General features: G+C 62.0%; 24 protein-coding genes and 1 tRNA gene. 13 read left to right on the plus strand and 12 right to left on the minus strand.

From position 1 onward, the window contains the following. Window positions 1-42: 42 nt before the first annotated feature. Both ACR0JC_RS09475 and ACR0JC_RS09480 read right to left on the minus strand, forming a co-directional pair. On the minus strand, window positions 43-1,017 hold the full coding sequence (locus ACR0JC_RS09475) for an isopenicillin N synthase family dioxygenase (RefSeq protein WP_170340817.1): 975 nt from the start codon (window positions 1,015-1,017) through the stop codon (window positions 43-45). After that, entirely contained in the window at window positions 1,017-2,381 is a 1,365-nt protein-coding gene (locus ACR0JC_RS09480; RefSeq protein ID WP_170340818.1) for an FAD-dependent oxidoreductase, read from the minus strand. The genes ACR0JC_RS09475 and ACR0JC_RS09480 overlap by 1 nt, the downstream gene beginning before the upstream one ends. A 165-nt stretch (window positions 2,382-2,546) precedes the next feature. Between ACR0JC_RS09480 and proS the strand changes: the two genes are divergently transcribed. Further along, window positions 2,547-3,887, plus strand: coding sequence for a proline--tRNA ligase (proS, locus tag ACR0JC_RS09485; RefSeq protein WP_170340821.1), 1,341 nt, complete (start codon window positions 2,547-2,549; stop codon window positions 3,885-3,887). After that, a complete protein-coding gene (locus tag ACR0JC_RS09490; protein ID WP_170340822.1) occupies window positions 3,871-4,764 on the plus strand; it encodes a glycosyltransferase family 2 protein in 894 nt (297 codons plus the stop codon). The genes proS and ACR0JC_RS09490 overlap by 17 nt, the downstream gene beginning before the upstream one ends. Here ACR0JC_RS09490 and ACR0JC_RS09495 read toward each other — a convergent pair. Then, a complete protein-coding gene (locus ACR0JC_RS09495) occupies window positions 4,761-5,120 on the minus strand; it encodes a hypothetical protein (protein WP_170340824.1) in 360 nt (119 codons plus the stop codon). The two genes, ACR0JC_RS09490 and ACR0JC_RS09495, sit on opposite strands and share 4 nt — an antisense overlap. A gap of 312 nt (window positions 5,121-5,432) precedes the next feature. Between ACR0JC_RS09495 and ACR0JC_RS09500 the strand changes: the two genes are divergently transcribed. The 3 genes from ACR0JC_RS09500 to ACR0JC_RS09510 all read left to right on the plus strand — a co-directional run bounded on the left by ACR0JC_RS09500 (window position 5,433) and on the right by ACR0JC_RS09510 (window position 8,484). Further along, window positions 5,433-6,437 (plus strand): DUF6492 family protein, encoded by a 1,005-nt coding sequence (locus tag ACR0JC_RS09500; RefSeq protein ID WP_217361079.1) that lies wholly within the window; start codon window positions 5,433-5,435, stop codon window positions 6,435-6,437. Window positions 6,438-6,518: 81 nt separating this feature from the next. Next, window positions 6,519-7,805 (plus strand): lipoprotein-releasing ABC transporter permease subunit, encoded by a 1,287-nt coding sequence (locus ACR0JC_RS09505; protein ID WP_170340828.1) that lies wholly within the window; start codon window positions 6,519-6,521, stop codon window positions 7,803-7,805. Beyond that, window positions 7,798-8,484 carry an ABC transporter ATP-binding protein gene (locus ACR0JC_RS09510; RefSeq protein WP_170340830.1) on the plus strand — a complete coding sequence of 229 codons (687 nt, stop codon included), beginning with the start codon at window positions 7,798-7,800 and terminating at the stop codon, window positions 8,482-8,484. The genes ACR0JC_RS09505 and ACR0JC_RS09510 overlap by 8 nt, the downstream gene beginning before the upstream one ends. On the opposite strand, the gene ACR0JC_RS09515 is transcribed toward ACR0JC_RS09510, so the two are convergent. Then, window positions 8,468-8,905 carry a DMT family transporter gene (locus ACR0JC_RS09515; RefSeq protein ID WP_170340233.1) on the minus strand — a complete coding sequence of 146 codons (438 nt, stop codon included), beginning with the start codon at window positions 8,903-8,905 and terminating at the stop codon, window positions 8,468-8,470. The genes ACR0JC_RS09510 and ACR0JC_RS09515 overlap by 17 nt on opposite strands. 95 nt (window positions 8,906-9,000) lie before the next feature. Between ACR0JC_RS09515 and ACR0JC_RS09520 the strand changes: the two genes are divergently transcribed. Continuing rightward, on the plus strand, window positions 9,001-9,405 hold the full coding sequence (locus ACR0JC_RS09520; protein ID WP_170340833.1) for a c-type cytochrome: 405 nt from the start codon (window positions 9,001-9,003) through the stop codon (window positions 9,403-9,405). A gap of 3 nt (window positions 9,406-9,408) precedes the next feature. Here ACR0JC_RS09520 and ACR0JC_RS09525 read toward each other — a convergent pair whose 3' ends face one another. Both ACR0JC_RS09525 and ACR0JC_RS09530 read right to left on the minus strand, forming a co-directional pair. Further along, entirely contained in the window at window positions 9,409-10,095 is a 687-nt protein-coding gene (locus ACR0JC_RS09525) for a hypothetical protein (RefSeq protein ID WP_170340836.1), read from the minus strand. A 40-nt stretch (window positions 10,096-10,135) separates the two neighbouring features. Beyond that, on the minus strand, window positions 10,136-10,798 hold the full coding sequence (locus ACR0JC_RS09530) for a DNA-3-methyladenine glycosylase I (RefSeq protein ID WP_170340838.1): 663 nt from the start codon (window positions 10,796-10,798) through the stop codon (window positions 10,136-10,138). Between the two features lie 397 nt (window positions 10,799-11,195). Between ACR0JC_RS09530 and ACR0JC_RS09535 the strand changes: the two genes are divergently transcribed. The 7 genes from ACR0JC_RS09535 to ACR0JC_RS09565 all read left to right on the plus strand — a co-directional run bounded on the left by ACR0JC_RS09535 (window position 11,196) and on the right by ACR0JC_RS09565 (window position 19,091). Beyond that, window positions 11,196-12,146 (plus strand): ABC transporter substrate-binding protein, encoded by a 951-nt coding sequence (locus ACR0JC_RS09535; RefSeq protein ID WP_170340840.1) that lies wholly within the window; start codon window positions 11,196-11,198, stop codon window positions 12,144-12,146. Window positions 12,147-12,155: 9 nt separating this feature from the next. Further along, a complete protein-coding gene (locus ACR0JC_RS09540) occupies window positions 12,156-13,208 on the plus strand; it encodes a betaine/proline/choline family ABC transporter ATP-binding protein (protein WP_170340842.1) in 1,053 nt (350 codons plus the stop codon). After that, the gene (locus ACR0JC_RS09545; protein WP_254430753.1) at window positions 13,205-15,271 is read left to right on the plus strand and encodes an ABC transporter permease; all 2,067 of its coding nucleotides are present in this window, start codon (window positions 13,205-13,207) and stop codon (window positions 15,269-15,271) included. Before ACR0JC_RS09540 ends, ACR0JC_RS09545 begins: the two co-directional genes overlap by 4 nt. Before the next feature lie 105 nt (window positions 15,272-15,376). After that, window positions 15,377-16,042: an NnrU family protein gene (locus ACR0JC_RS09550; RefSeq protein ID WP_170340844.1), complete on the plus strand. Its 666-nt coding sequence runs from the start codon at window positions 15,377-15,379 to the stop codon at window positions 16,040-16,042. A 71-nt stretch (window positions 16,043-16,113) separates the two neighbouring features. Then, complete coding sequence (locus ACR0JC_RS09555; RefSeq protein ID WP_170340846.1) at window positions 16,114-16,635, plus strand: DUF2478 domain-containing protein; 522 nt, start codon at window positions 16,114-16,116, stop codon at window positions 16,633-16,635. Between the two features lie 90 nt (window positions 16,636-16,725). Then, on the plus strand, window positions 16,726-17,973 hold the full coding sequence (locus ACR0JC_RS09560) for a D-arabinono-1,4-lactone oxidase (RefSeq protein ID WP_170340848.1): 1,248 nt from the start codon (window positions 16,726-16,728) through the stop codon (window positions 17,971-17,973). Then, complete coding sequence (locus tag ACR0JC_RS09565) at window positions 17,970-19,091, plus strand: alanine racemase (protein WP_170340850.1); 1,122 nt, start codon at window positions 17,970-17,972, stop codon at window positions 19,089-19,091. The genes ACR0JC_RS09560 and ACR0JC_RS09565 overlap by 4 nt, the downstream gene beginning before the upstream one ends. A gap of 6 nt (window positions 19,092-19,097) precedes the next feature. Here ACR0JC_RS09565 and ACR0JC_RS09570 read toward each other — a convergent pair whose 3' ends face one another. The 6 genes from ACR0JC_RS09570 to ACR0JC_RS09595 all read right to left on the minus strand — a co-directional run bounded on the left by ACR0JC_RS09570 (window position 19,098) and on the right by ACR0JC_RS09595 (window position 24,836). Then, window positions 19,098-19,853 carry an ABC transporter ATP-binding protein gene (locus tag ACR0JC_RS09570; RefSeq protein WP_093964811.1) on the minus strand — a complete coding sequence of 252 codons (756 nt, stop codon included), beginning with the start codon at window positions 19,851-19,853 and terminating at the stop codon, window positions 19,098-19,100. Window positions 19,854-19,862: 9 nt separating this feature from the next. Continuing rightward, on the minus strand, window positions 19,863-20,618 hold the full coding sequence (locus ACR0JC_RS09575; protein WP_093964812.1) for an ABC transporter ATP-binding protein: 756 nt from the start codon (window positions 20,616-20,618) through the stop codon (window positions 19,863-19,865). Between the two features lie 12 nt (window positions 20,619-20,630). After that, window positions 20,631-21,836, minus strand: coding sequence for a branched-chain amino acid ABC transporter permease (locus ACR0JC_RS09580; protein ID WP_170340852.1), 1,206 nt, complete (start codon window positions 21,834-21,836; stop codon window positions 20,631-20,633). Window positions 21,837-21,839: 3 nt separating this feature from the next. Further along, the gene (locus ACR0JC_RS09585) at window positions 21,840-22,871 is read right to left on the minus strand and encodes a branched-chain amino acid ABC transporter permease (RefSeq protein ID WP_170340251.1); all 1,032 of its coding nucleotides are present in this window, start codon (window positions 22,869-22,871) and stop codon (window positions 21,840-21,842) included. Between the two features lie 104 nt (window positions 22,872-22,975). After that, window positions 22,976-24,322, minus strand: a complete 1,347-nt coding sequence (locus tag ACR0JC_RS09590; RefSeq protein WP_093964815.1) for a substrate-binding protein — start codon at window positions 24,320-24,322, stop codon at window positions 22,976-22,978. A gap of 430 nt (window positions 24,323-24,752) precedes the next feature. After that, window positions 24,753-24,836, minus strand: a tRNA-Tyr gene (locus ACR0JC_RS09595). Between the last annotated feature and the right edge of the window lie 13 nt (window positions 24,837-24,849).

The raw sequence follows: 24,849 nt of genomic DNA on the forward strand, positions 1-24,849 counted from the left end.
GGCCCGCGATGCAAGCGGTTCATGGATCAGTGTTTTTGTGTCTCAGTCGTGTAGAGTGCCCAGTTCCGGCGTGTCTTCGGCGGCGGTCTCGTCGGACCAGTTGGTACGCCAGATCTCGGCGGACCAGTGACCGCAATGCACGGACGGGCGGTCAAATCCCGGCAGCGGCGGCAGCATCGGAGAAACCACCACGTCGTGCCGCGGTACCGCGAAGTAGGGAAAGGAGTAGCGCTCCTTTCCGGATCGGTTGACCACGCGGTGCGGGGTCGATTTCAGGCGCCCGCCGGACCAGAGCTCGAGCATGTCCCCGATGTTGACGACAAACCCACCGTTCGGGCAGTCGGGAGTGATCCAGCCGCCGCCCCGCGTCTGGACCTCCAGCCCACCCACCGGGTCGGGGGCGATGATGGTCAACGCGTCAGTGTCTTTGTGGGGGTGGATGCCATAGCCGCCTTCTTCGGGGGCCTGCGGCGGGTAGTGCAGCAAAGTCATGTTGGTCAACGGGTCGCAGAAGGCATTCCGCAGGCAACCCGCAGGCAGTTCCAGCCCGGCCTCCAACGCGCCCAGCAAGCTGTCTGCCACCTGATCCAATCGCGCCCAGTATTCAAGGATGATGTCCTGCGCATCCGGTACTTCTGCGGGCCAGAGATTGGGTCCGTACAGCGCGCAATCCCGGCGGATGGGCGCATCCTCGGCCACTTCGTTGTGCAGCTTGTAGCCCTCATACTTGTCCGCATGTCCCGACCCGTCATTGGGGGTGAAGAACCCCATCGGGATATATCCGCGATAGTTCTCGCGGGTGATCGCCTGCTGCCATTTGCTGGCTTCGTCCACATCGAAGATTGCGCGAACGCAAGCCCGGACCCGCTCGACCAGCTCTGGCGGGATGCCGGTGCCGGTGATCGAAAGGAAACCTATCCCGGTGCACGCGTCCATAACCTGCTGGACTGTTTTTCCGTGGTCAGGGTGGGCCTCCTGCATCAAGGGCGCAATGTCGATCGTCGGGATGTGTTCCATCAGTGGATCCTCACGCCTTGTCTGTCCAATTCGGAATGAACCGGGGTCAGGTTCAATTCGGACAGCTTCTGATTGCTTTTCAATGCGATGGCGGCCGCGATGCCGGCCCCTTGGCCCATCACCGCGCAGCAGGCCATGTTGCGTGTCGCCGCGTGGGCGATGCGGTCGGCCCCGTGAGACCGGCCAGCCACCAGCAGCCCTTGCACCCCCTTGGGCAGCATCGAGCGGTATGGCACCTGCATGTAGCGCCCGGTGGTGGGCAGGATCAGGATGCCGTAGCCGTCGATGAACTCGGGGTAGATGCCGATCGTGTCGTCGAACCGGCCCTGATGGCGCACGTCGTCCTCGGTCATGTTGTAGACCGCGTCGATCTTGCGGGTGTCACGGATGCCGATGGTCATGCCGAAGTTGCGCAGCCGTGCATTTTCGCATCCGGGCATGAACCGGCGTAGCGCCTCGATCGCCAGCATGGTCTGGCGGCGGCCCTCGATCTCGCCCCTGGTCAGGCTGTCCGGGTCCGTCCCGTCGATCCCGGCAAGGTGGATCAGGTTCATATAGGTCAGTTCGCCCGTGTCATGCATTGCACCCCAGGTGCCCGCGATGGTGTTCAGATGCGCCGGAATGAGGCCTTGGTCGATGGCCTGCTGGAACGGCTTGTAGACGAAGGGCGAGAACATGTCGTCCTCCTTGCCGCTGGTCTCGATGTTCCATTCACCGCCGCCGCCCCAGTCCTTGTAGGTCTGCGGGTCGGCCTTTACGCCCTCCATGAAGGCGCGCTTGTCAACCCCGGCCAGGTGGAACATGACCGAGGCCGCCATCATCTGTTCCGGCTCGGTCTTGCGGGTTGGGGCGCCGGCACGGTGGGCCACGTCGGCATCGCCGGTGGCGTCGATCACGATGCGGGCAAGGATTGCCTCGCGCCCCGCCTTCGACTCGGTGATCACACCGGTGATCCGGTCGCCGTCCATGATCGGGGCCACGAACTGGCGATGCAGCATCGGGCGGACCCCGGCCTCTTCCACCAAGCGGTCGGCCACCAGCTTGAAACCCTCGCTGTCCAACTCGTAGCTCAGCGATTGGCTTTCCGGGACCGCCGCGCCCATCTCCTTGGCGCGTTGCTCGAACTCCCATCCGATGCCGCCGGCCTCGATGGTCTTGTCGTGCCTGTACCAGGCAAAGCCCTCGACCCCGACGGCGGTGATATTGCCGCCCATGCAGCCGAAACGGTCCAGCAGAGCGACCTCGGCCCCGGCGCGCGCGGCAGCAAGCGCCGCGGCCAGCCCTGCCGGGCCAGAGCCCACCACCAGTACGTCAGTCTTGTGCACCACGGGGATGTCTCGGGCGGGTTCGCGAATGGTCTGCATTGGGGCCTCGTCTTCAGAAGTTTTCCCACTGTTTCGAGACCTGATTGGCGGGTCAATCAAAATTCCGACTGACCTGAGGTCGCAAATCCGCCATTGCCCGATTGCCCCCGGCGGGGCTTTCGCATAATCACGTGGCCGTGGAATTCTCACCTGCAAGGTAAAAACATGCGCCTCAGCCGTTACTTTCTGCCCGTACTCAAGGAAAACCCGTCCGAGGCCCAGATCGTCAGCCACCGGCTGATGCTGCGCGCCGGGATGATCAAGCAGGCTGCCGCCGGGATCTATTCGTGGCTGCCGCTGGGTTTCAAGGTGCTGCGCAAGCTGGAAAACATCGTGCACGAGGAGCAGATCCGCGCCGGGCACATCCCGATCCAGATGCCGATCCTGCAATCGGCCGATCTGTGGCGGGAATCCGGGCGATATGATGATTATGGTCAGGAAATGCTGCGTATGCAGGACCGCCATGGCCGCGATATGCTCTATACCCCCACCGCCGAGGAACTGGTCACCGACATCTTCCGCGGTCACGTCAGCAGCTACAAAGACCTGCCGCTGACCCTGTACCAGATCCAGTGGAAGTTCCGCGACGAGATCCGTCCGCGTTTCGGCGTGATGCGCGGCCGCGAATTTTACATGAAGGACGGCTACAATTTCGACCTGACGAAAGAGGACGCGCTGCACGCCTACAACCGCCACCTGGTCAGCTATCTGCGCACCTATGAGCGCATGGGCCTGCAGGCGATCCCGATGCGCGCCGACAGCGGTCCGATCGGCGGGGACGACACGCATGAATTCTTGGTGCTGGCCGATACCGGCGAATCCGAGGTGTTCTATGACAGCGCGGTCACCGACATCCGTCTTGGCGAGCGCGACATCGACTATGACGACAAGGCTCAGTGTCAGGCGATCATGGAGGAGTTCACCTCGCTCTATGCCCGCACGGACGAGACCCATGACGAGGCCCTGTTCCAGCAGGTGCCCGAGGAACGCCGCCGCAGCGCGCGTGGCATCGAAGTGGGGCAGATCTTCTATTTCGGCACCAAGTACTCCGAGCCTATGGGCGCCACCGTGCAAGGTCCCGACGGCAAGCAGGTTCCGGTGCACATGGGCAGCCACGGCATCGGCGTCAGCCGCCTGATCGGCGCGATCATTGAAGCCAGCCACGACGACAAGGGCATCATCTGGCCCGAGGGCGTGACCCCGTTCCACTGCGGCATCGTCAACCTGAAACAGGGCGATGACGAGGCCGACGCGGCCTGTGACAAGATCTACAAGGCCCTGACGGCGCTTGGGCTCGAGCCGCTCTATGACGACCGCAACGAGCGGGCAGGGGGCAAGTTTGCCACGATGGACCTGATCGGCCTGCCCTGGCGTATCACCGTCGGCCCGCGCGGGTTGAAGAACGGGGTGGTCGAACTGACCAGCCGCCGCACGGGCGAAAGCGAAGAGCTGAGCCCCGAGGCCGCCGTAACCCGCATTGCCGAGATCTATGAGCGCTCCGTCTGAAACCGGTGACGCGCCGCTGATCTCGGTGATCACGGCAACTTGGAACCTGCTGTCCCAAGGGCGTCAGGACACATTTCCCCGCGTCATCGAATGCATGGCGCGGCAGAATTGCGACAGTTCCGAGCACATCATTCAGGACGGAGCATCGACGGACGGGACGGTCAAATTCATTCAGGATTTGATCGCCGACGCGCCGCGCACGCGGCTGATCAGTGAACCGGACCAAGGCCTGTACGACGCGATGAATCGCGGCGTCAAAGCCGCACGCGGCGAATACGTGCTGTTCCTCAATTCCGACGACTCGTTGGCAGCGGATGATGTTCTGAACCGGGCGGCCGAGCGATTGACCGCGACCCACCCCGACTATCTTTTTGGGTCAACCCTGCACCGGTCCGCTGACGGCGGGGAAAAGATGGAAAAACGGATGTCGGTCAAAGCCATCCTCCAGCGGATGCCGTTTTGCCATAATTCTGTTTTTTTGAGACGAGATGTTTTTCAGGAATTGGGGGGACACGACACACAGTTTCGCATCGCCGCGGACTACGACCTGATGCTGCGACTGGTTGCCGGGGGCTATCGCGGCGAAAGGATGGATGAGCCGATTTCATTGTTCTGGGACCGAGGCGAGACCAGCGACCAGCAAGCGACGGGGCAGGACTATGCCCGAGTCTGGCAACGGTTCTTTGCCGATTATCGTGCGGCACAAGGATTGGATCTGGGTGATTTCGCGGAGTTCTATCGCCGCGGACATATGCCGGCAAACCTGCTCATCGAGGTGCTGAGGCGCCCGGAAACGCCACTGCCGATCCGGCGGGCCGCCAAACACGGCCTTGCCAAGTCTCTACGCCGGTCCGTCCAGTTCTGGCGGCGGTACTAGGACCCGCCCGTCGCCGGACGCGCGCGAAGTAGTTCCCCATCCGCCCTGTCACCTCGGGCGACTACGACGGGGCGGCCCATACGTCGGACCAGATCCTTCAATTCGATGTCCAGGAACCGCAACCCGCAAAGCCGTTTGCCGGTCGCCCGGTCCATCAGGCACATGCGCCCGCTTTGGAATGCCAGGCGATAGCCTTTTTCGCGCAGCGTGTCGGCTAGACTGGCCCAACTGGCCGCACCGGCAAACAGCGGTCGGATGACGGCCCGCAGCAACGCTGCGGTTTCGCAATCCATGTCCTGAGAAGTGATCGTCGTGGCTGGCGCACCAACCTGTTCAATTTCCTTTTCAATATTCATGAGCGACCCCCGCTCTTTAAAATGTATTCCCCCACAATCAGGGTGCCAAAATTTCTCAAAAGAAGCAAAATGCGAAACAAAGTTGCTGCGAAAATGTTGCATTTCAAGTTCAGTTTAATGTCTGAACCTCACATTGACTTCATACCTGAAACAATAAGGGCCTGTCTGTGATGGGCTTCACAACCAGCGGTGTAATCGTCTTCCGAAATTCATCCGCTGCTGGAATTTGCGCCCGACGGCTGATTCTGCGGCAACACGGCAAAGCGGATTTGGCGGCCGGTCGAGAAGCTGATACAGCGGCGCCAAGTGATTATGAAAGGCAACCCGACCGTGCTGAGTTTTGCCACGATAGTGTATTCCAAGGATTACCCGCTGCTCGAGTTGCAGGCGCGTTCTTTTGCGCGATTTGCTGATCCGGCCAAGGTTGCTTCCATCCATGTTGTCCTGAACGACGTGGACGAAACCACATTGCGGGCGCGTATCGAGCCCATATTGGCGGCTTATGGTCCTTTGCAATCCAAGGTTCGGGTCGTCGGGGGCGATGAAATTCTGCTTGGGGCAGGTCAATGCACCCGGCGTTCACTAGGCGACCGGCTTCTGATTGAAGGACGGCACCGTATCCCTTTCGTGCGAAAGGGGGGCTGGCGCGGCAACAACGGATACCGCACGCAGCAGGTGCTCAAGCTGGGTGCCGCACGGATCGCCGAGGCGGAGCAGATGGTTATCCTGGACACCAAAAACCTGTTTCTGCGGTCTTTCGCTGAGGCAGAGTTCTTTTCGGATGGCGGAGCCGCCCGGCTTCCGTTCATTTCGGTCAAAAGCGACTTTCACCGCAACTGGCTGCATCAGAGCCTGGACGCTTTGCACGTCACGGTCCCGGATCTTGAGGCGTTGAAGACCACGACGTTTTCGACGCCGTTCCCGGTGCGTAGGTTGTTGGTGCTGGAGATGTTGGACGAGATCAACGAACGCTACGGATCGGTGCAGTCGCTCTTCGGGTCGCGCCGGAGACCCTCGGAATTCATGCTGCTAAATGCGTTTTGCCTCCGGTCGGATCTGGCTTTGCGCCCGTGGTTCGAGGACGCACCCAGTACCGCGCTGGGGCTGTGGCCGACCTATTCGCAACAGAAGCTGGAAGACCTGATCGCCAGGATCGACGAACCGGAACTGTTGAGCCTTGGTCTGCACAACCGGGCGGTTTCCATGCTGACGCCTGAAACCCGAGATCGCTTGTTCGAGGCCTTGGCACGGCGAGGGATCAGTGATCGTGAGACGACCCAGTCTGTGCTGAATGCAACTGCGTCGCTGGCCGGTTGAACGGGCGCGCGCATCCAGAACCGGCTTGACCATTCAGCCAAATCCCGAAAATGTCCCCACCACAGATTTGCCGGAGCAGGAATGGCCAGAACACCCCCGCCCTTTGCCGCATTCGAATGGAAGATCGCCTGGCGCTATCTGCGCGCCCGGCGTGCCGAAGGCGGTGTAAGCGTGATGACCTGGATCTCGTTGATCGGGATCACGCTGGCCGTGTTCGCGCTGATCGCCACGCTGGCGGTCCGGTCAGGGTTCCGGTCCGAATTCGTGGGCACCATTCTTGGGGCCAACGCTCATGTAACAGTCTACTCGGCCGGCGAACTGGGCGCGCAAGGGCAGGTTGATCGCACCATCGTTGAATACGACGCCATGGCCGAACGCATCGCGCAGGTGCCGGGTGTTCAGCGCGCCGCTCCGCTGGTCAAGGGGCAGGTCCTGATCACCAACCGCGACCGCAGCAGCGGGGTCGAGATATTTGGCATCCGCCCCGATGACCTCTACAGCCTGCCCGGTATTGCCGAAAGCGATCAGGCTTACGGCGACCTGTCCCGGTTCGAGGAGGGGATCGCCATCGGCTCGGGCGTGGCCCGCGCCATCGGTGCAACGGTGGGGGATCGGGTCAAGCTGACCTCGCCCAACGGGGTCAAGACCGCCTTTGGCACCTCGCCCCGCGTGAATGCCTATGAAGTCGTCTATGTGTTTTCGGCCGGGCGCTATGACATCGATCGCACCCGCGTCTACATGCCGTTTTCCGAGGCGCAGAGCTTTTTCAACCGCGAAGGTGTCGCCGATGAGATCGAGGTGATGGTCGATCGCCCGGAGGACCTGAACCCCATCCTGATCCCCATCCTTGAGGCGGCGGGTGAACGGTCGCAGATCTGGACATGGCAGGATGCGTCAGGCGGCTTTCTGCGTGCGCTCGAGGTCGAGGACAACGTGATGTTCATCATCCTGTCGATCCTCGTGCTGATCGCCGCGATGAACATCGTCTCGGGCCTGATCATGCTGGTCAAGAACAAGGGGCGCGACATCGGTATTCTGCGCACCATCGGCCTCAGCGAGGGGTCGATCCTGCGGGTGTTTTTCATCTGCGGGGCGTTCACCGGGATCATCGGCACCGCAATGGGCGTCATCCTGGGGTGTCTGTTCGCACTCTATATCGACCCGATCTTCTCTTTCGTGAACTACTTGATGGGCGGCGGCGTCTGGGATCCGGCGATCCGCGGCATCTATGCCTTGCCGGCCGAGCTGCACCTGTCGGACGTGCTCAAGGCGGTTGGGCTGTCGCTGGGTCTGTCCTTCTTCGTCACCTATTTCCCGGCCCGCCGTGCGGCACGGCTGAACCCGGTCGAGGCGCTGCGATATGAATGATGTCACCTTGCGTCTGACCGGCCTGACCAAGACCTATCTGAAAGGCACGCCCGCCGAGGTGCAGGTGCTGCGCGGCGCCGATCTGGAGCTGCGCGCGGGCGAGGCGGTAGCTCTTGTGGCGCCCTCGGGGGCGGGCAAGTCGACCCTTCTGCATATCGCCGGTCTGCTGGATACACCGGATTCCGGGACGGTCGAAATCGGCGGTCAGGACGCGACCGGCAAGGGCGACCGCACCCGCACCGCGATGCGTCGGCGGGATGTGGGTTTTGTCTATCAGTTTCATCACCTGCTGCCGGAATTCACCGCGCTGGAAAATGTCGTGCTTCCGCAATTGGCCAACGGGGTGTCCGACAGGGCGGCCAAGGCCCGCGCGATGGATCTGCTGGGACGTGTCGGCGTCGCCGAACGTGCCGACCACCGCCCGGCAGCTTTGTCGGGGGGCGAGCAGCAGCGGGTGGCCTTCTGCCGGGCCCTAGCCAATGAACCGCGTGTCCTGCTGGCGGACGAGCCAACAGGGAATCTGGACCCGGGTACCTCGGATCAGGTCTTTGCCGCGCTGATGGATTTGGTGCGCGAGTCCGGCCTGTCGGCGTTGATTGCCACGCACAACCTTGACCTTGCGGCGCGTATGGACCGGATGCTGCGGCTGGATGGGGGTGTGCTCAGGCCAGCTGAGTGATCGCGACGCCTACGGCCATCACCGCGATCCCGCCGGCGCGCATCAGGGTCAGCGGTGTGACCTGCGCGCCGAAAAGGCCGAAATGGTCGATGGCCGCGGTGCTGATCAACTGCCCCAACAGCACGAAGAACACCGCGTTGCCGACGCCGAAATGCGGTGCGACGTGGGTAATGGATAGCACGTAGAAGGCAATCAGAACCCCACCCAACAGCAGATGTTTCGGGGTCTGCGCAACCTTTGCCAAAGCTTGTGTTCCGGGGAACAGCAGCATCACCAGCGCCGAAGATCCAAACGCCACGGCAAACAGGATGACCGCAGCGGTGGTGGGCGAGCCGATCAGTTTTCCGAGCGCCGCATTCAGCGCGGCGAGAATCGGAACTCCGATCCCGGCGGCGAGCATGATGGCTGCATAATGTGTCATGGCCCGGACCCCTTAGCCGATTTCGTTGATCTGGATCATTGCGGGTCGTGACGGTTCGGGCAACCCTGCTTTTGGCGTTAGAACGGAGGAACGCAATGAAACTGTTGACGTTTACGGCCTTGGCCATGGCAGGTGCGATTGCCGCCACAGGTGCTGCAGCCCAGGATGCCGAAGCTGGGGAGCAGCTTTACCTGCACCACTGCGCCACCTGTCATGGACTGGATGCGACTGGACATGGACCAATGGCCGGCGTGCTGTTGATCCAACCGACCAATCTGAAGACGCTTGGGGACGCGGGCGGAAAATTTCCGACCGCGCGTGTGGTGCAGCGGATAGACGGCCGTGATCCTCTGGTCAGCCATGGCAGTCCGATGCCGGTCTACGGGCCATATTTCGAAGGACAGGACACCGCCATCAAGACAGATGCCGGCCAGCCGATCCTGACAAGCAAGCCGATTGCCGATCTGGTCGCGTATCTAAAGACCTTGCAAGGCATGTGAACCTCAGCGGCAGATGCCTTCCACCTTGGCACCGCTCCAAGGGATAACCACGTCGCTTTCTCGCCGGGCACCCGGCAGTTTTTCCGGGTCGAAATGCTTGGCCAGCATGTCATGCAAACGCTGGGTCCGCGGGGCGTCCGGATCCAATGCGCGGCAGCAGACATATTCCTCGACGATGGCGCCCTGCTGTTCAAACCCGTAGTCCAGAAAATCGGCCGAGTTATCCAGATCGAACAGGTAAGGATCCTTGCGGCCACCATGTTCGGCAGCCGCCCGCAACGGGTGATAGCCGGTGGTTTTCCTGTTCTGCCATTGCCAGACATGGGTTAGTTCATGGGCAAAGATCATGGCGGCCACCAGGTTCATCTGGTCGGGGTACTGCGCCATGTAGTCGTCAAGATACCAGTCCTTGGTGAAGTATACCCGGTTGAACAGCGCGATCGCCGCCGGTTTTCCGGTTACGATCTCGTCCTTGACCGGCGGCAGGATACGCTCGCGGCAAGCCAGCCTCGGTCTGGCTTTTCGTTCGTAGGTGATGGAGGCGACCGGCGCGCCCTCGACCAGCCGAACCCGGTCAAGATCCAGCGTTTCACCTTGAACCTTGCTTGCAAAGGCGCGCTCGTTCTCGGTCAGAGGACGACCGCAGGACAACAGAGCAAGAAAGAGCAGGATCGAAACCAACCGGACCATGACCAAACCCTAGCCCGCTGTGGTTCGGTCGCAAGCGATTCTAGAGGCTCATCGCAAGCACCCGGCTGATTTCGGTCAACGACCTGCCGGATTGATGCATCCAGATGTTGAAGGCGTCCTGCACCGCAGCCATCGCTTTCTTGGAGGTGGCTGGCTTGTCTATGACGCCTTCGGCGATCAAACGGGCGGTTACGTCGCGTGACAGGATAAAGCTGTCTCTTCCGGCAAAGCGCATCGCATACTGGGCTGAAGCCCCGCCCAACCGAGAACCACGTATTGCGAGCATGTCCAAAAGTCCGACATAGTCGGTCGATGGCCAGCCGCCCAACACTTTGCCGGCACCGCCTTCCGTGCGGAGTTCCAGAAGAAACGCTGCGTTGTCGCGCACGGTGGCGATCTTGGTGCCGTTGCGCACGATGCGCGTGTCCTGCAACAGCGCGTCGAATTTCTCATCATCCATGAAGGCGCAGCGCCCGACGTCGAACCCGTCAAAGGCCGCCTCGAAACCGTCCCACTTGGCCTCGATGACCTTCCAATTGAACCCAGCCTGAAAGATGCATTTTGTGATTGTCGAAAGCCACCGATCCTCTGGCAGGGTGGCCAATTCCTCTGCGGATTTGGGCTTGGACAGTTTGTCTTCAAGCGCGTGTTGTCCGCCGTGCCGGTCGGCCGCCAGCCCATAGATCTCATCGAAATGGTGCATCGCAAAGCTCCCTTCGCGCCAAATGTTGCCAATTTGTTCCACTAAATGCAAGGGCGGCGGCCGAGTATGGTCTGCCATTTGGGCAAAACAGTCGGAAAATCAGGAATTTGCCCCATCGCCACAAGAAATACTCGACAAACGACCCCAATTGGGTTTGTGATTGACTCGTCAATCAATGTCCGGTCCGCGAAACCTCGGGCAAGCCGCCCCACGACACGAGGGCGCAAGGGGAATGAAATGCGGTACCAAGGCCGTTTATTGGGAATGACGCGAACTGTTCGCTTTCCTTTTCCGGCCAAATTTGTGCATGTTGCGACATGGTATTGTCGTTAGACAAGTCAGCCGGCGGGCACGTTTCCGCCGGGGTGGGCAAAACAAAGAAACAGGGAGAAAATCCATGAAAAAACTGAATGTAAGCCTTCTGGCGATCATGGTCGCTGGCGCCGCGCACGCGGCTGACATGGGCGCGGTGGACGAGCCGATCAAACTGGCGATCAACGAGTGGACGGGCCAACACGTCACCACTCATGTCGCTGCAGAGATGCTCAAGGCCGCCGGTTACCAGGTCGAATTCGTCACCGCGGGCATGTTGAACCAGTTCCAGGCGCTGGCCGACGGAGACATCGACGCCACGCTCGAGATCTGGTCGTCGAACGTGTCGGACGAATACGCCAAGAAAATCGAAGAGGGCACCGTGGTCGAAATCGGCGACCTTGGCCTCGATGCGAAGGAAGGCATCGCATATCCGGCCCATGTCGCCGACCTTTGCCCGGGCCTGCCCGCGTGGGAAGCGCTGAAGGACTGCGCACAGAATTTTGCGACGGCCGAGACCCTGCCGATGGGACGTCTGGTCGACTATCCGGCTGACTGGGGTACGCCCGGGGCAGACCGCATGGTCGGGCTTGAACTGCCGTTCAAGGCTATTCCTGCCGGGTCCGAGGGCGCGCTGATTGCCGAACTACGCGCTTCGACCGAACGCAAATCGCCTCTGCTGATCACCTTCTGGCAACCGCATTGGGCCATGTCGGCCTATGATGTGAAATTCGTTGAGTTGCCGCCGGGTGAAGACGCTTGCTTCAACGATCCGGCCTGGGGGCCAAACCCCAATGCCGTCAATGACTGCGATTTCTCGCCCTCGCGCATCTTCAAAGCCGGGTGGAGCGGTCTGGCGGACAAGTGGCCTGCCGCGTATGAAATCCTGAACAACTATCAACTGGCGGTCGAAGACCAGCAGCCGATGATGGGGGCGATCGATGTCGACGGCGGCAAGGTCGAAGAGGTTGTCGCGGCCTGGATGGCGGACAACGAAGACAAGTGGCGTCCGGTCGTGGACGCGGCAACGAAGTGAGCCACCTAAGTGACTGACGCGAATACGCCAGCCATTGCCTGCCAGTCTCTCTGGCAGGTTTTTGGCCAAGGCGCAGAAAAAGCCCTGACCGACGCGTTGTCTCGGTCAGGGAACGACGCCGACAAGGCCGCCGCCAATTTGCGCGAACAGGGGTTCATCCCGGCTGTTCAGGATGCAAATTTCGAAGTCCGCGATGGTGAATTGTTCGTCATCATGGGTCTGTCGGGGTCCGGCAAGTCGACCCTGATCCGTTGCATCTCGCAACTGTTGCCCGGAACGGGTGGCGAGATCCGCATCGACGGCGACAACGTGATGGGTGCCCCGAAGAAGCAGCTGACCGAACTGCGCCGCAAGAAACTGGGCATGGTGTTCCAACATTTCGGACTGTTCCCGCACATGACGGTGGCCGAGAACGTCGCCTATCCGCTACGCGTGCAGGGTGTGGGCCGCAAAGAACGTCTGGCCCGTGCGCAGGAAGTCATTTCGCTGGTAGGGCTTGAGGGCCGCGAGGACAGCTTTCCCCGGCAACTTTCGGGCGGTCAGCGTCAGCGCGTGGGCATCGCCCGGTCTTTGGCAGTGAACCCCGACATCTGGTTCTTGGACGAGCCGTTTTCGGCCTTGGACCCGTTGATCCGGCGGCAGCTGCAGGACGAATTCCTGCGCATTCAGGCGACGCTGAAGAAATCCATCGTCTTCATCACGCATGATATTCAAGAAGCGCTAAAGCTGGCGGACCGCATCGCAATCATGCGGGACGGCAAGATTGTGCAGATCGGCACGCCGACGGATATCGTTCTGCGCCCCGTTGACGACTATGTGCGCGAGTTCTCAAAGGACGTGGCCAAGGGCCAGCACGCCAAAGTCGCCTCGGTCATGCAAGCGGGCGAGGCCGAGCGCGGTCCCGATGACCCTGGCCTGACAACAAAGATGACATTGGACGCGGCGCTGGCGCGCTGTATGGCATTGTACGAGCCCGTGCCGGTGCATGACGAAACCGGCGCGATCGTCGGCACCGTGCACCCCTCGGATCTGGCCGCAGCCCTGCAGGTGGATGACGCATGACCGTCGTCGCCGATGTTCCCACACCCACTTGGATGCACCTGACAGCCGGAGCGCAGGCGGCCCTGATCACGCTGATCGTGGGCGCGCTGTGTCTGGCGCTTGAGCCGCACGCGCCCTGGCTCGTCAAATGGCCTGCGTCATGGGAAGTGCCAGCCACACAGTGGGTGGGAACCTTCCTCGACTGGTTTCTGAACGCGATCAAACCGGCGGCCCGGCTGTTTTCCGACCTGATGGCCTATCCGATGGACTGGGCCAACTTCGTGTTGGGCAATACGCCCTGGCCGATTCTGATCGGGCTGGTGACGGCACTCGGCTGGTATCTGGGCGGGTTGCCCATGGCGGCGCTGGGCTTTCTGGGCCTCAGCTTCGTGCTGGCCTCGGGATATTGGGCCGAGAGCATGAACACCTTGGCTCTGGTGGCCGTTTCGGTCCCGGTTGCGCTGATCGTCGGCGGGGCGATCGGCATTCTGGCCAACGAGGTGCCGCGGGTGAAATCGGCCGTTCAGGCAGTATTGGACATCATGCAGACGGTACCGACCTTTGCCTATCTGACACCGTTGCTCCTGCTGTTCGGTTTTGGCCCTGTGGTGGGGCTGATCGCCTCGGCCATCTATGCGGCGCCGCCGATGGCGCGAAACGTGATGCTGGGGTTGGAGCGCGTGGAGCCCGAGATCAAGGAAGCCGCCATCATGTCGGGCGGCACCCGGTTCCAGCAGCTGTTCCAGGTGGAAATCCCGGCGGCGGCGACGCAGATCATGGTGGGTGTGAACCAGTGCCTGATGGCGGCCCTGTCGATGGTGATCATCGCTGCGGTCATCGGCGGGTTCAACGACATCGGCTGGGAGGTCCTGCTGACCATGCGCAAGGCGCAGTTCGGTGAATCTCTGCTGGCCGGCATGGTGATCGTTGTCTTTGCGGTGGTGATCGACCGCATGAGCGGCACGCTCGCAACCGAGCGCAATCGCCATGACAACCGCGTCGTCTGGGCGGTTCTTGGCTTTGCGGTCCTGTTCACGCTGCTGTTCTGGGCGCGGCTGCCCAACCCGTCCGAACTGACGCTGCTGGATCCGGTCGCGGAGGCGGTGGACAGCGGCCTGACAGCCTTTACCCAGAACAACGGCCCGTGGCTGGATTCGCTCAAGAACAACTCGATGTTCTATGTCCTGCTGCCGCTGCGGATCGGTCTGGATCAGGCGGTTCTGCCCTTTACCTGGGGGTTCCAGTGGACCCCGGCCATGAGCTATGGCCTGTTCGCTGCCGGTGCGGTGATCGCCTTGCTGATGGCATGGCGTGGGCACCTGACCGGAGGTCTGGTCACGCTGATCCTGATCGGCATGCTGGAAACCGGCATCGCCAACCTGCCATGGCCCTTCGTCCTGACCGGCGCGGCGGCGTTGGGCTGGGTGGCGGGCGGTTGGCGTCTGGCGGCGCTGTCGGTGGCGCTGCTGAGCACGATCCTGATCTCGGGCCTGTGGGAGAGGGCGCTGCTGTCGCTTTATCTCAGCGGTGCGGCGGTGTTCTTCTGTGCCGTTGTCGGCGGGCTGATCGGCCTCGCCAGCGCGGTCTGGTCGCCGGTCTGGAAGATCGTACGCCCGATCTGCGACATGCTGCAGACGATCCCGTTGTTCGTGTTCCTGATCCCGGTGCTGATGGTGTTCCAGATCGGCGAGTTCTCGGCCTTTCTGGCGATCTGCGCCTATGCGATCGTGCCGATGATCCGCTACACCCGTCACGGGCTGGTCAACACCCCGGACGAGATGATGGAGGCCGCGATCTCAAGCGGCGCGACCGAGTGGCAGATCATGCGCGACGTGCGTGCGCCTTATGCTGCGCCCACGATCCTCCTGGGGCTGAACCAGACGATCCTCTATGCCTTTGCGATGCTGGTGATCGCGGCGCTGATCGGCACGACCGGTTTGGGCCAGTCGATCTATCTGGCGCTGGGGCAGGCGGATGTGGGGCTGGGCATTTCGGCCGGGGCGGCGATGGCCATTCTGGCACTGATCGCCGACCGCATGGTTCAGGGCTTTGCCGAGGAACGCCGCAAGGCGCTGGGCCTGTAACGTTGGATCGGGGGCGGAGCAGCTGCCCCCGACCACACTTGATTTCGGACAAGGACCGGGGCCGTTTCCCCCGGTATCTCGGGCGCAAAACAGGCGGAGATGACAATGGCCGGTTGGGGCGCTTTTGTTGCTGCACTTCTGATCTTTCTGCTGAGCCACGCCATTCCGGCGCGTCCGGCAGTGCGTGGCCGGCTGATCGGGTTGATGGGGCGCGGGCCCTATTTCGCGGTCTATTCGGCACTGTCACTGGCAGTTCTGGCCTGGCTGATCGTTGCCGCGGCCAACGCGCCCTATGTCGAGGTGATCCCACAGCTGGCGATCCTGCGCTGGGTGCCGCTGCTGGTGATGCCCGTCGTCTGCTGGCTGGCGGTGGCCGGGCTGGCGGCGACCAACCCGTTTTCCTTCGGCGGGCTGGGACGCCGCCCGTTCAACCCCGAGCAGCCCGGCATCCTGCGCACCACCCGCCACCCGATCTTGCTGGCGATGATGCTGTGGGCGCTGGCGCATCTGCTGGCCAATGGCAGCCTGGCGCATGTGGTTCTGTTCGGACTGTTCACGGGTTTCGCCTGGATGGGCATGGCCCTGATCGACAGGCGTAAGGCGCGCGAGATGGGGGCCGATTGGCCGCGCCTGTTGCGCAACACAGCACGCCTGTCGCTGCGGCTACCGCGCCCCTGGCCGAGGCCCTGGGTCTGGTTGGTGGCGGGGCTGGCCTATGTCGCGCTGTTGCACCTGCACGCGCCGGTGATCGGAGTGTCTCCGCTGCCTTGATGCTGGTGCTGGAAGGGGCGCCCCATGCGTGCTAATTAAAACAACAAGATGAAACCCAGAAGGGTCTGCCGATGCACCTGGCCTATGTCACCACTACCGATCGCGGCGCAACCGACCGCCTGCTGAGCGCGGTGGCCGAACGCCTGCTGGCCAAGGGCGCCCGTCTGGCCGGTGTGGTTCAGACCAACACCGATTGCGCCGACAGCAGCAAATGCGACATGGACCTGCGCGTGCTGCCGAATGGCAAGACCATCCGCATCTCGCAATCGCTGGGCCGCCAATCGCGCGGGTGCCGGCTGGATCCGGCCGCGTTGGAGCAGGCGGTGGGCTATGTGACGGCGTCTTTGGCCGACGGTCCGCAATTGCTGATCGTCAACAAGTTCGGCAAGCACGAGGCCGATGGCCGCGGGTTCCGCCCCGTCATCGCCGAGGCGCTGGCGCTGGATATCCCGGTGCTGGTCGGGGTCAACGGCCTGAACCGTGACAAGTTCGTGGATTTCACCGATGGCTCTGCGCAGTCGCTTGAACCCGATCTGGACGCCATCGAGGCCTGGTTCGACAGCGTCGCCAACCTGCGGCCTGCCGCCGAATAACAGCTTTCCCGACGTAACGTCCTGAAAACCGGGCTTGTTCCCTATCGCCCCGACTGCAATCCTCTGCCCCGGATGGGAGGAGGATCAGCCATGTGGCAGAACTGGGCAGGCAACCAGACCAGCCAAATACGGCCCAAGCGGCCGACCACGACCGAAGACTTGCAGCAGCTGATCGCCTCGGCCGAAACCCTGCGTCCGGTCGGGGCAGGGCATTCCTTCACCCCGCTGGTTCCGGGCGCGCAACATATCATTGACCTTACCGCCTTGGACCTGCCTGCCGTGACGCAGATCGAAGGTGCACGGGCTTGGGTCAACGCCAATGCCCGGCTGCGCGATCTGTCGCCGGTCCTGGGCCAGCACGGTAAGGCCTTCCGCAATCTGGGTGATATCAACGTGCAAACTCTGGCCGGCGCGGCGGCCACGGCGACCCATGGCACCGGGCGCACCCTGCCGTGCCTGTCTGCCGAGATCACCTCGGCCCGACTGATCGGCGCTGACGGACAGACCCTGACCACCAACGACATTCCGCTGAACATGGTGCAGGTCTCGCTGGGGTTGCTGGGCCTCCTGACCGAGGCGCAGATCAATGTCGTGCCGAAATACAACCTGCGCCGCCGGGTGCGTCTTTCGGACCTGCAGGACACACTAGAGCGCATGCACCAGCATTGGGACGAGAACCGGAATTTCGAATTCTTCTACATCCCCTTCACCGGCAAGACCGTTGAAATCCGACATGACATTACCGACGCGCCCGAGACCCGCGCGCCGCGCGATCTGGACATGATCGCCGTCAAGGTTCTGAAGCTGGCGCGCAATGCGGGTCGGCTCAGCCCCGGTTTGCGGCGCGCCCTACTGCGTCTGCTGACGATGGCCCAATCCGACGAGGACTATGTCGGCGAAAGCTGGCGTGTTCTGTGCAGCGACAGGCACGTCCGGTTCAAGGAAATGGAATACCACCTGCCGCCTGAAAACGCCCGGGACGTGCTGTCCGAACTGATCCGGCGGTTGGAGCGTGACCACGCCGACATCTATTTCCCGATCGAGGTGCGGCAGACCGCAGGCGACGACGCCTGCCTTTCACCTTTCCAAGGTGGCCCACGGGTATCGGTTGCCATCCACACCGATGCGAAGGAAGGCCATCTGCGGTATTTCGAGGCGATGGAGCCGCAATTTGTGCAGGCCGGTGGCCGCCCCCATTGGGGCAAGTTGCACAGCCTGACCTATTCCGATCTGTCGCGCCTCTATCCCGATTTCGATGCCTTCAGCGCATTGCGTGAACGGCTGGACCCAAAGGGCAAGTTCCTGACACCCGCGCTGGCCCGGATGTTCCGCCCATGACTGCAGAGTATCTTGAACATCTCGCCCAAGCGCTGCGCGATCATGGTGTCGATCGGCCGGTTGCCGTCGTCGATCTGGACCGGGTCGATGGGAATTGCGACGCCGCCCGCGCGGGGTTGGGCCACGGCTTGCAGGCACGGATGGTGGCCAAGTCTCTGCCGTGCCTGCCTCTGCTGGACCATATCCGCGCCCGGATTCCGACATCGGGCCTGATGAGCTTTTCCGAACCCATGCTGTCGGCGCTGCTGTCCGCCGAGCCGGACACCGACCACCTGCTGGGCAAGCCGCTGCCGGTGGCGGCCGCCCGGCGGATTCTTGAGACGCATCCCGACGCCGCCCAAAGGGTGCAGTGGCTGATCGACACGCCACAGCGGCTGGACGCATATCTGTCGCTTGCCGCTGACACGGGCCAAACCCTGCGCCTGTCGCTCGAGATCGACGTGGGCCTGCATCGCGGCGGGTTGACCCCCGATGAGGTCGCAGGCGTCGCGGCACGGATCGCGGATCGCGCCCATGTCACACTGTCGGGCGTGATGGGGTACGAGGTGCATCTGGCCAAACTGCCTGCGCCGCTCCGACGCCGCGCGCGGCGAGCCAGTGCCAAAGCCTTTGGGCAAGCGGTCGCTGCGCTGGGGCAGGGGGCGCAGGGGCTGTGCCTGAACACCGGTGGTAGCCTGACCTTTCAGGACCCGGCCACGCGAACCCCGGCGACCGAGGTCGCCTTTGGGTCGGTTCTGGTGAAACCTTCGGATTTTGACCACGCATCGACGAAGGCATTTTTGCCCGCCCTGTTCCTGGCCACACCGATCCTCAAGGTCATGCCGCGCAACCCGGTGCCGGGGATCGACCTGCCCGGCCTGCGCCGGTCCAACCTCGCCATTTCCGGTGGTCACTACCTGGCCAGACCCGTCTGGCCCGACGGGTTCGGCTATTCCGGTGTTTTCGGGCGTTCAAGCAATCAAGAGGTCTGGGTGGGTCCCAAAACAACCAGGGCGCAGCCCGGCGATATCGCCTTGCTGCGCCCCAGTCAGAGTGAAGCGGTTTTGAACCAGTTCGGCACGGTTCTGGCACTGCGGCAGGGGCGGGTCGTGGCCGAATGGGCCTGCCTGCCCAACTGACGCGGGTCAGATCGCCAGATATTCCTCGCGCAGCTGGGTGTTTTCCAGCACTTCGTCGGCGGTGCCGTCAAACACGATGCAGCCGGTGTCCAGAATGATTGCCCGGTCGGCCAGTTGCAGCGCGCGCACCGCGTTCTGTTCGACGATGATGGTGGTCATGCCCTGCTGCTTGATGTGGATCAGCGTCTTTTCGATCTCGTCCACGATCACCGGGGCCAGCCCCTCGTAGGGTTCGTCCAGCAGCAGCACCTTGATGTCCCGGGCCAACGCACGGGCGATGGACAGCATCTGCTGTTCGCCGCCCGAAAGGGTCACACCTTCTTGCTTGCGCCGTTCGCCCAGACGCGGGAACAGCTCGTAGATCCGTTCCAGCGACCAGCCGATCGGCGGGGCGATCTGGGCCAGCTGCAGGTTCTCCTCGACCGTCAGGCCGGGGATGATCCGCCGATCCTCGGGCACAAGGCCCAACCCGGCCGCGGCGGCCTCGTAACTGGTCATGTTGTGCAGTGGCTTGTGGTCCAGCCAGATTTCGCCGTGGCGCACCTCGGGCTCGCCCACGCGCGCGATCGAGCGCAGGGTCGAAGTCTTCCCGGCCCCGTTCCGCCCCAGCAGGGCCAGGATCTCGCCCTCGTGGACGTTGAAGCTGACGCCTTGGACGATGTAGCTTTCGCCATAATACGAATGCATGTCCCACACCGACAGGAACGCGGGCGCGGTGCTGGCCATGTTGGCGTTTTTCGAAAAGTCAGGTTTCTCGTTCATAGCTTTTCCTCACGCCGCCTCGCCCAGATAGGCCTCTCGGACCTTGGGGTTTCCGCGGATGTTTTCTGGGGTGTCCTCGACCAGCGGCGTGCCCTGCGCCAGAACGGTGATCCGCTCGGCCAGGCTGAACACCACATGCATGTCGTGCTCGATGATCGCGATGGTGATGTCGCGCTCGTCCTTGATCTGCTTCAGCAGGTCGATGGTGTTGTTGGTGTCGGCCCGTGCCATGCCGGCTGTGGGCTCGTCCAGCAGCAGCAGGCGCGGCTTCTGGCTGAGGCACATGCCGATTTCGAGCCGCCGCTTGTCGCCGCGCGACAGCGAGGCTGAATGCATGTGCCGCTTGTCGGCCATATTCATCTCTTCCAGCATGGCCTCGGCCTGTTCGACCACCTCTTTTTCGTTGGCGATGGTCTCGTAGGCGTGCATGCGGAATGCCCCGTCGCGCATCGCGAAGATCGGGATCAGCATGTTTTCCATCACGGTCAGTTCGCCAAAGATCTCGGGCGTTTGGAACACCCGGCTGATGCCCATCTGGTTGATCTGGTACGGCTCGCGCCCCAGCACAGACTGGTTGTCGAACAAGACCGAACCAGTATCCGGGATCAGCTTGCCCACCAGGCAGTTCAGCAGGGTGGACTTGCCCGCCCCGTTGGGGCCGATGATCGCATGGACCGAGTTTTCCTCGACGCTCAGGTTCACGTCCGTCAGGGCCTTGAGGCCACCGAAGCGCTTGCTGACATCTTTTACTTTCAGAATTGCCATTGACGCGTATCCTTATTCTGCCGGCTCGGTTTTGCCTTCGCGGGTGTCATCCCCGCCAACGCTTTTGCGGCGGATCCAGTTCAGCAACCGCTGACCGCCTTCGACCAGTCCGCCAGGCAGGTAGATCACCACCAGCATGAACAGGATGCCCAGGGTCAGATGCCAGCCTTTGCCGATGAACGGGTGGATGATGAAGACCACCGCGTCCTCGAGCCCGTCAGGCAGGAAGGCGAACCAGCTGTGAAGCACGTTGTCGTTGATCTTCGAGAAGATGTTCTCGAAATATTTGATGAAGCCTGCACCCAGAACCGGCCCGATCAGGGTACCGGTGCCGCCCAGGATAGTCATCAAGACGACCTCGCCCGAGGCGGTCCATTGCATCCGTTCAGCTCCGGCCAGAGGGTCCATTGCGGCCATCAGGCCACCGGCCAGACCGGCATACATGCCCGAGATCACGAAAGCGGCCAGAGTGTAGGGCTTGGAGTTCAGACCGGTATAGTTCATCCGCTGCTGGTTCGACTTCACCGCCCGCAGCATCATGCCGAAGGGCGAGCGGAAGATGCGGATCGCCAGGTAGAACACCACCATCATGATCACCGCGCAAAGATAGTAGCCCGCGTTGAAGTCAAAGCTCCACGCGCCCACATCCATCGTGTAGGTCGCGCGCATCGGCAGGCCAAACAGATGCGGCAGATCGGGAGAATTGGCCCCCTGCAGGATCTGCGGGTCGTCGGCATAGACCTGCAGGCCGGTTTCCCCGTTGGTCAGGTTGAACTTGGGGTTCGACAGCACCGAATAGGCCAGCGCAAAGCTCATCTGCGCGAAGGCCAGCGTCAGGATCGAGAAGTAGATCCCCGACCGGCGAAGGCTGACATAGCCGATCAGCACCGAGAACAGCCCGGCGACCACGACGCTCAACGCGATGGCCGGGATGACGTTGTAGCTGAGCAGCTTGAACATCCAGACGGCCGAGTAGGAACCCACCCCCAGAAAGGCCGCGTGGCCAAAGGACAGGTATCCGGTCAGGCCGAACAGAATGTTGAACCCGATGGCAAAGATGCCGAAGATCACGAACCGCTGCATCAGGTCCGGATAGCCCGCATTGAACTGCGCCATGGCGCTGTCAGTGGGGAAGGGGTTCAGGATGAAGGGGGCCAGCAGCGTCAGGATTGCGACGACGATCAGCAGGCTTGTGTCTTTTTTGTTCAGTCCCAGCATGGGTTATTCCTCCATCACGCCTTTGCGGCCCATCAGACCCCGCGGACGGGTCAGAAGAACGATGATGGCGACAAGGTAGATGATGATCTGGTTGATGCCCGGGATCGTGGTGGTCGCCCAGGTGGTCGAGGCAAAGCTTTCAAGGATGCCCAGAAGGAACCCGGCCAGAACCGCGCCGGGCAGCGAGCCCATGCCGCCGACCACGACGACCACGAAGCTGAGCACAAGGAAATCCATTCCCATGTGATAGTTGGGCGGGTTCAGCGGCCCGTACATCACGCCAGCGAGGCCAGCCACGGCGGCTGCGATGCCGAACATGATGGTGAACCGTCGGTCGATGTTGATGCCCAGAAGGCCCACGGTCTCCCGGTCGGCCATTCCGGCGCGCACGACCATGCCGAAGGTGGTGAACTGCAGGAACGAGAACACGCCTCCGATGATCACGACTGCGAACAGGAAATAGACCAGACGCCAGATCGGATAGATGATCGCGTTTGGATCGAACCCCAGCGCCACGCCCAGATCGACGGACCCGCTCAGTGCCGCAGGCGGCGGGGTCTGGATCGGGTTGGCGCCGAAGAAGTACTTGATGATCTCTTGCAGAACGATGGCCAGGCCGAAGGTCACAAGGATCTGATCTGCATGGGGACGCTTGTAGAAATGCTTGATCAGGCCGCGTTCCATCACGTAGCCGACCATCAGCATGATCGGGATGGCAAACAGGATGGCCAGTGGCACGGACCAGTCGATGATGGTCGCGCCCAGCTCGGGGCCGAACCAGCTTTCGACATAGGGGGTCTTCACCTTCAGCGGGTTGCCCAGAAAGTCGGTCTGGGTCTCGTCGACCACCTCGTAGCTGAGGTTGAAGATCTTCTGAAGCGTGACGGCACAGAAGGCGCCGATCATGAACAGGGCCCCGTGGGCGAAGTTCACCACGCCGAGCGTGCCGAAGATCAGCGTCAGCCCCAGCGCAATCAGCGCATAGGCCGAGCCCTTGTCCAGCCCGTTCAGAATTTGCAGTAGGATTGCGTCCATTGTCCTTACCTTTGACTGGTCCCGGCAGCTCTCCCCGGTCGTCTGACCGGAGAGAGCCGTTTTGAGGACTCAGGGGTTTTCTTGCGAAAAACCGAGTGTCGGGGTTACGCGCCCGGGTTGCACTTGCCCAGTTCGCCGCCGGCGAACATCGGGTGATCCGGATCGTATTCGACCTGCGCCCGCGGAGTGATCTCGACGATCTCCAGCGTGTCATAGGCGTTGGTCGGGTTTTCGTTGCCGCGCACGACCAGCACATCCTTGAAGCACTGGTGGTCGGCACCGCGATACCAGGTCGGGCCGTTGCCCAGACCGTCGAACTCGAAGTCCTCGAGAGCTTCGACCACGCCGCACGGGTTGAAGGTGCCTGCGCGCTCGCACGCATCCGCGTACAGCAGTACCTGGGCATAGCAAGTCTGAGCCGAGTTCGACGGCGGCTTGCCGTACTTCTCGCCGAAGGACTTCACGAAGGCCTTGGTGCCCTCATCCTGCAGCTGCCAGTTCCAGTTCATCGAACCCAGAACGCCTTTGATGTTCTCGCCGGCACCGGCTGCCATCAGTTCCGAGTACAGCGGAACGACGATCTTGAAGTCCTTGCCGTTCACGACCTTGTCCAGCAGGCCGAACTGGATCGCGTTTGTCAGCGAGTTGACCATGTTGCCGCCGTAGTGGTTCAGAACCAGCACGTCCGCGCCCGAGTTCAGAACCGGCGCGATGTAGGACGAGAAGTCGGTCGAGGCCAGCGGGGTCTTGACGGTGTTGACCGTCTCCCAGCCCATCGCCTCGGTCGACGCCACGATCGACTCTTCCTGGGTCCAGCCCCAGTTGTAGTCGGCGGTCAGGTGATAGGCCCGGCGTTCGGTACCCATCTCCTTGGCCAGCACCGGCGCCAGAGCGGCACCCGACATGTAGGCGTTGAAGAAGTGACGGAAGCCGTTCGCCTTCTTGTCCTTGCCGGTGGTGTCGTTGGCGTGCGTCAGGCCGGCCATGAAGATCACGCCCGCCTCCTGGCAGAGGCCCTGAACCGCAACGGCCACGCCCGAGGACGAACCGCCGTTGATCATGATCGCGCCGTCTTTTTCGATCATCGACTTGGCCGATGCACGGGCGGCGTCGGACTTGGTCTGCGTGTCGCCGGTGACGAACTCGACCTTCTTGCCCAGGATGCCGTTCCCCTTCAGCGCCTTGGACGTGAAGGTGTTCAGGCAGCCGCCGTCGCCTTCGCCATTCAGATGCTCGACCGCCAGCTGCTGTGCCAGCAGTTCGTCATTGCCTTCTTCGGCATAGGGACCGGTCTGCGGCACGTTGAAGCCCAGCGTGACTGATCCGCCAGTGGGTTCGTTGGTATAGGCCGCGGCCGACGAGGCCGTGAAGATCGTCGGCAATGCCAGACCGGCGCTTGTGACGGCACCAGACTTCAGCACGCCGCGACGCGTGACAGATTTGTTTGACATGAATTCCTCCCAACTAGCAGGCTACGCCCTCGGGCTCCTCTTCCGTCGGGTAAAACGCAACCTGCGCAGGGCAAGTATGAGGGGCAGAATGAAAATTCCCCAACAAGTCCCTAGAAATGAAATATTATTTTGTAAATTCTTGAACTCTTATATTTATGGAATTGTAAATTTTTGGAATTGGAAGCAGCTAAGCTGCTCATTGGAAAGGATGAGTCAGAAAATCCCGTTTCGATACGAGCATTGGGTGTCGGGACGCAACCGCCATTCCCAAGCCGTCCGATGACCGGCCGTTGCTGCTCGGGGCACCGCATGATCTCCGGGCACTCAACCTTTACCTGAATTTCCTTGCAGAATCGAGGGCAAGGGCAAAGGTCCACCCGGACAAATCCGGTGTGCGCCATCCATCTGCGTTCTGATTTGCGGAAGAAGATGGTGGGCGACCCTGGAATCGAACCAGGCGTGCGTCTCCGCGAGGGAGTTACAGTCCCCTGCCACACCTTGCGGCCTGTCGCCCACTGTCAGGCGTT

Source organism: Ruegeria sp. CH5, from assembly GCF_056537025.1.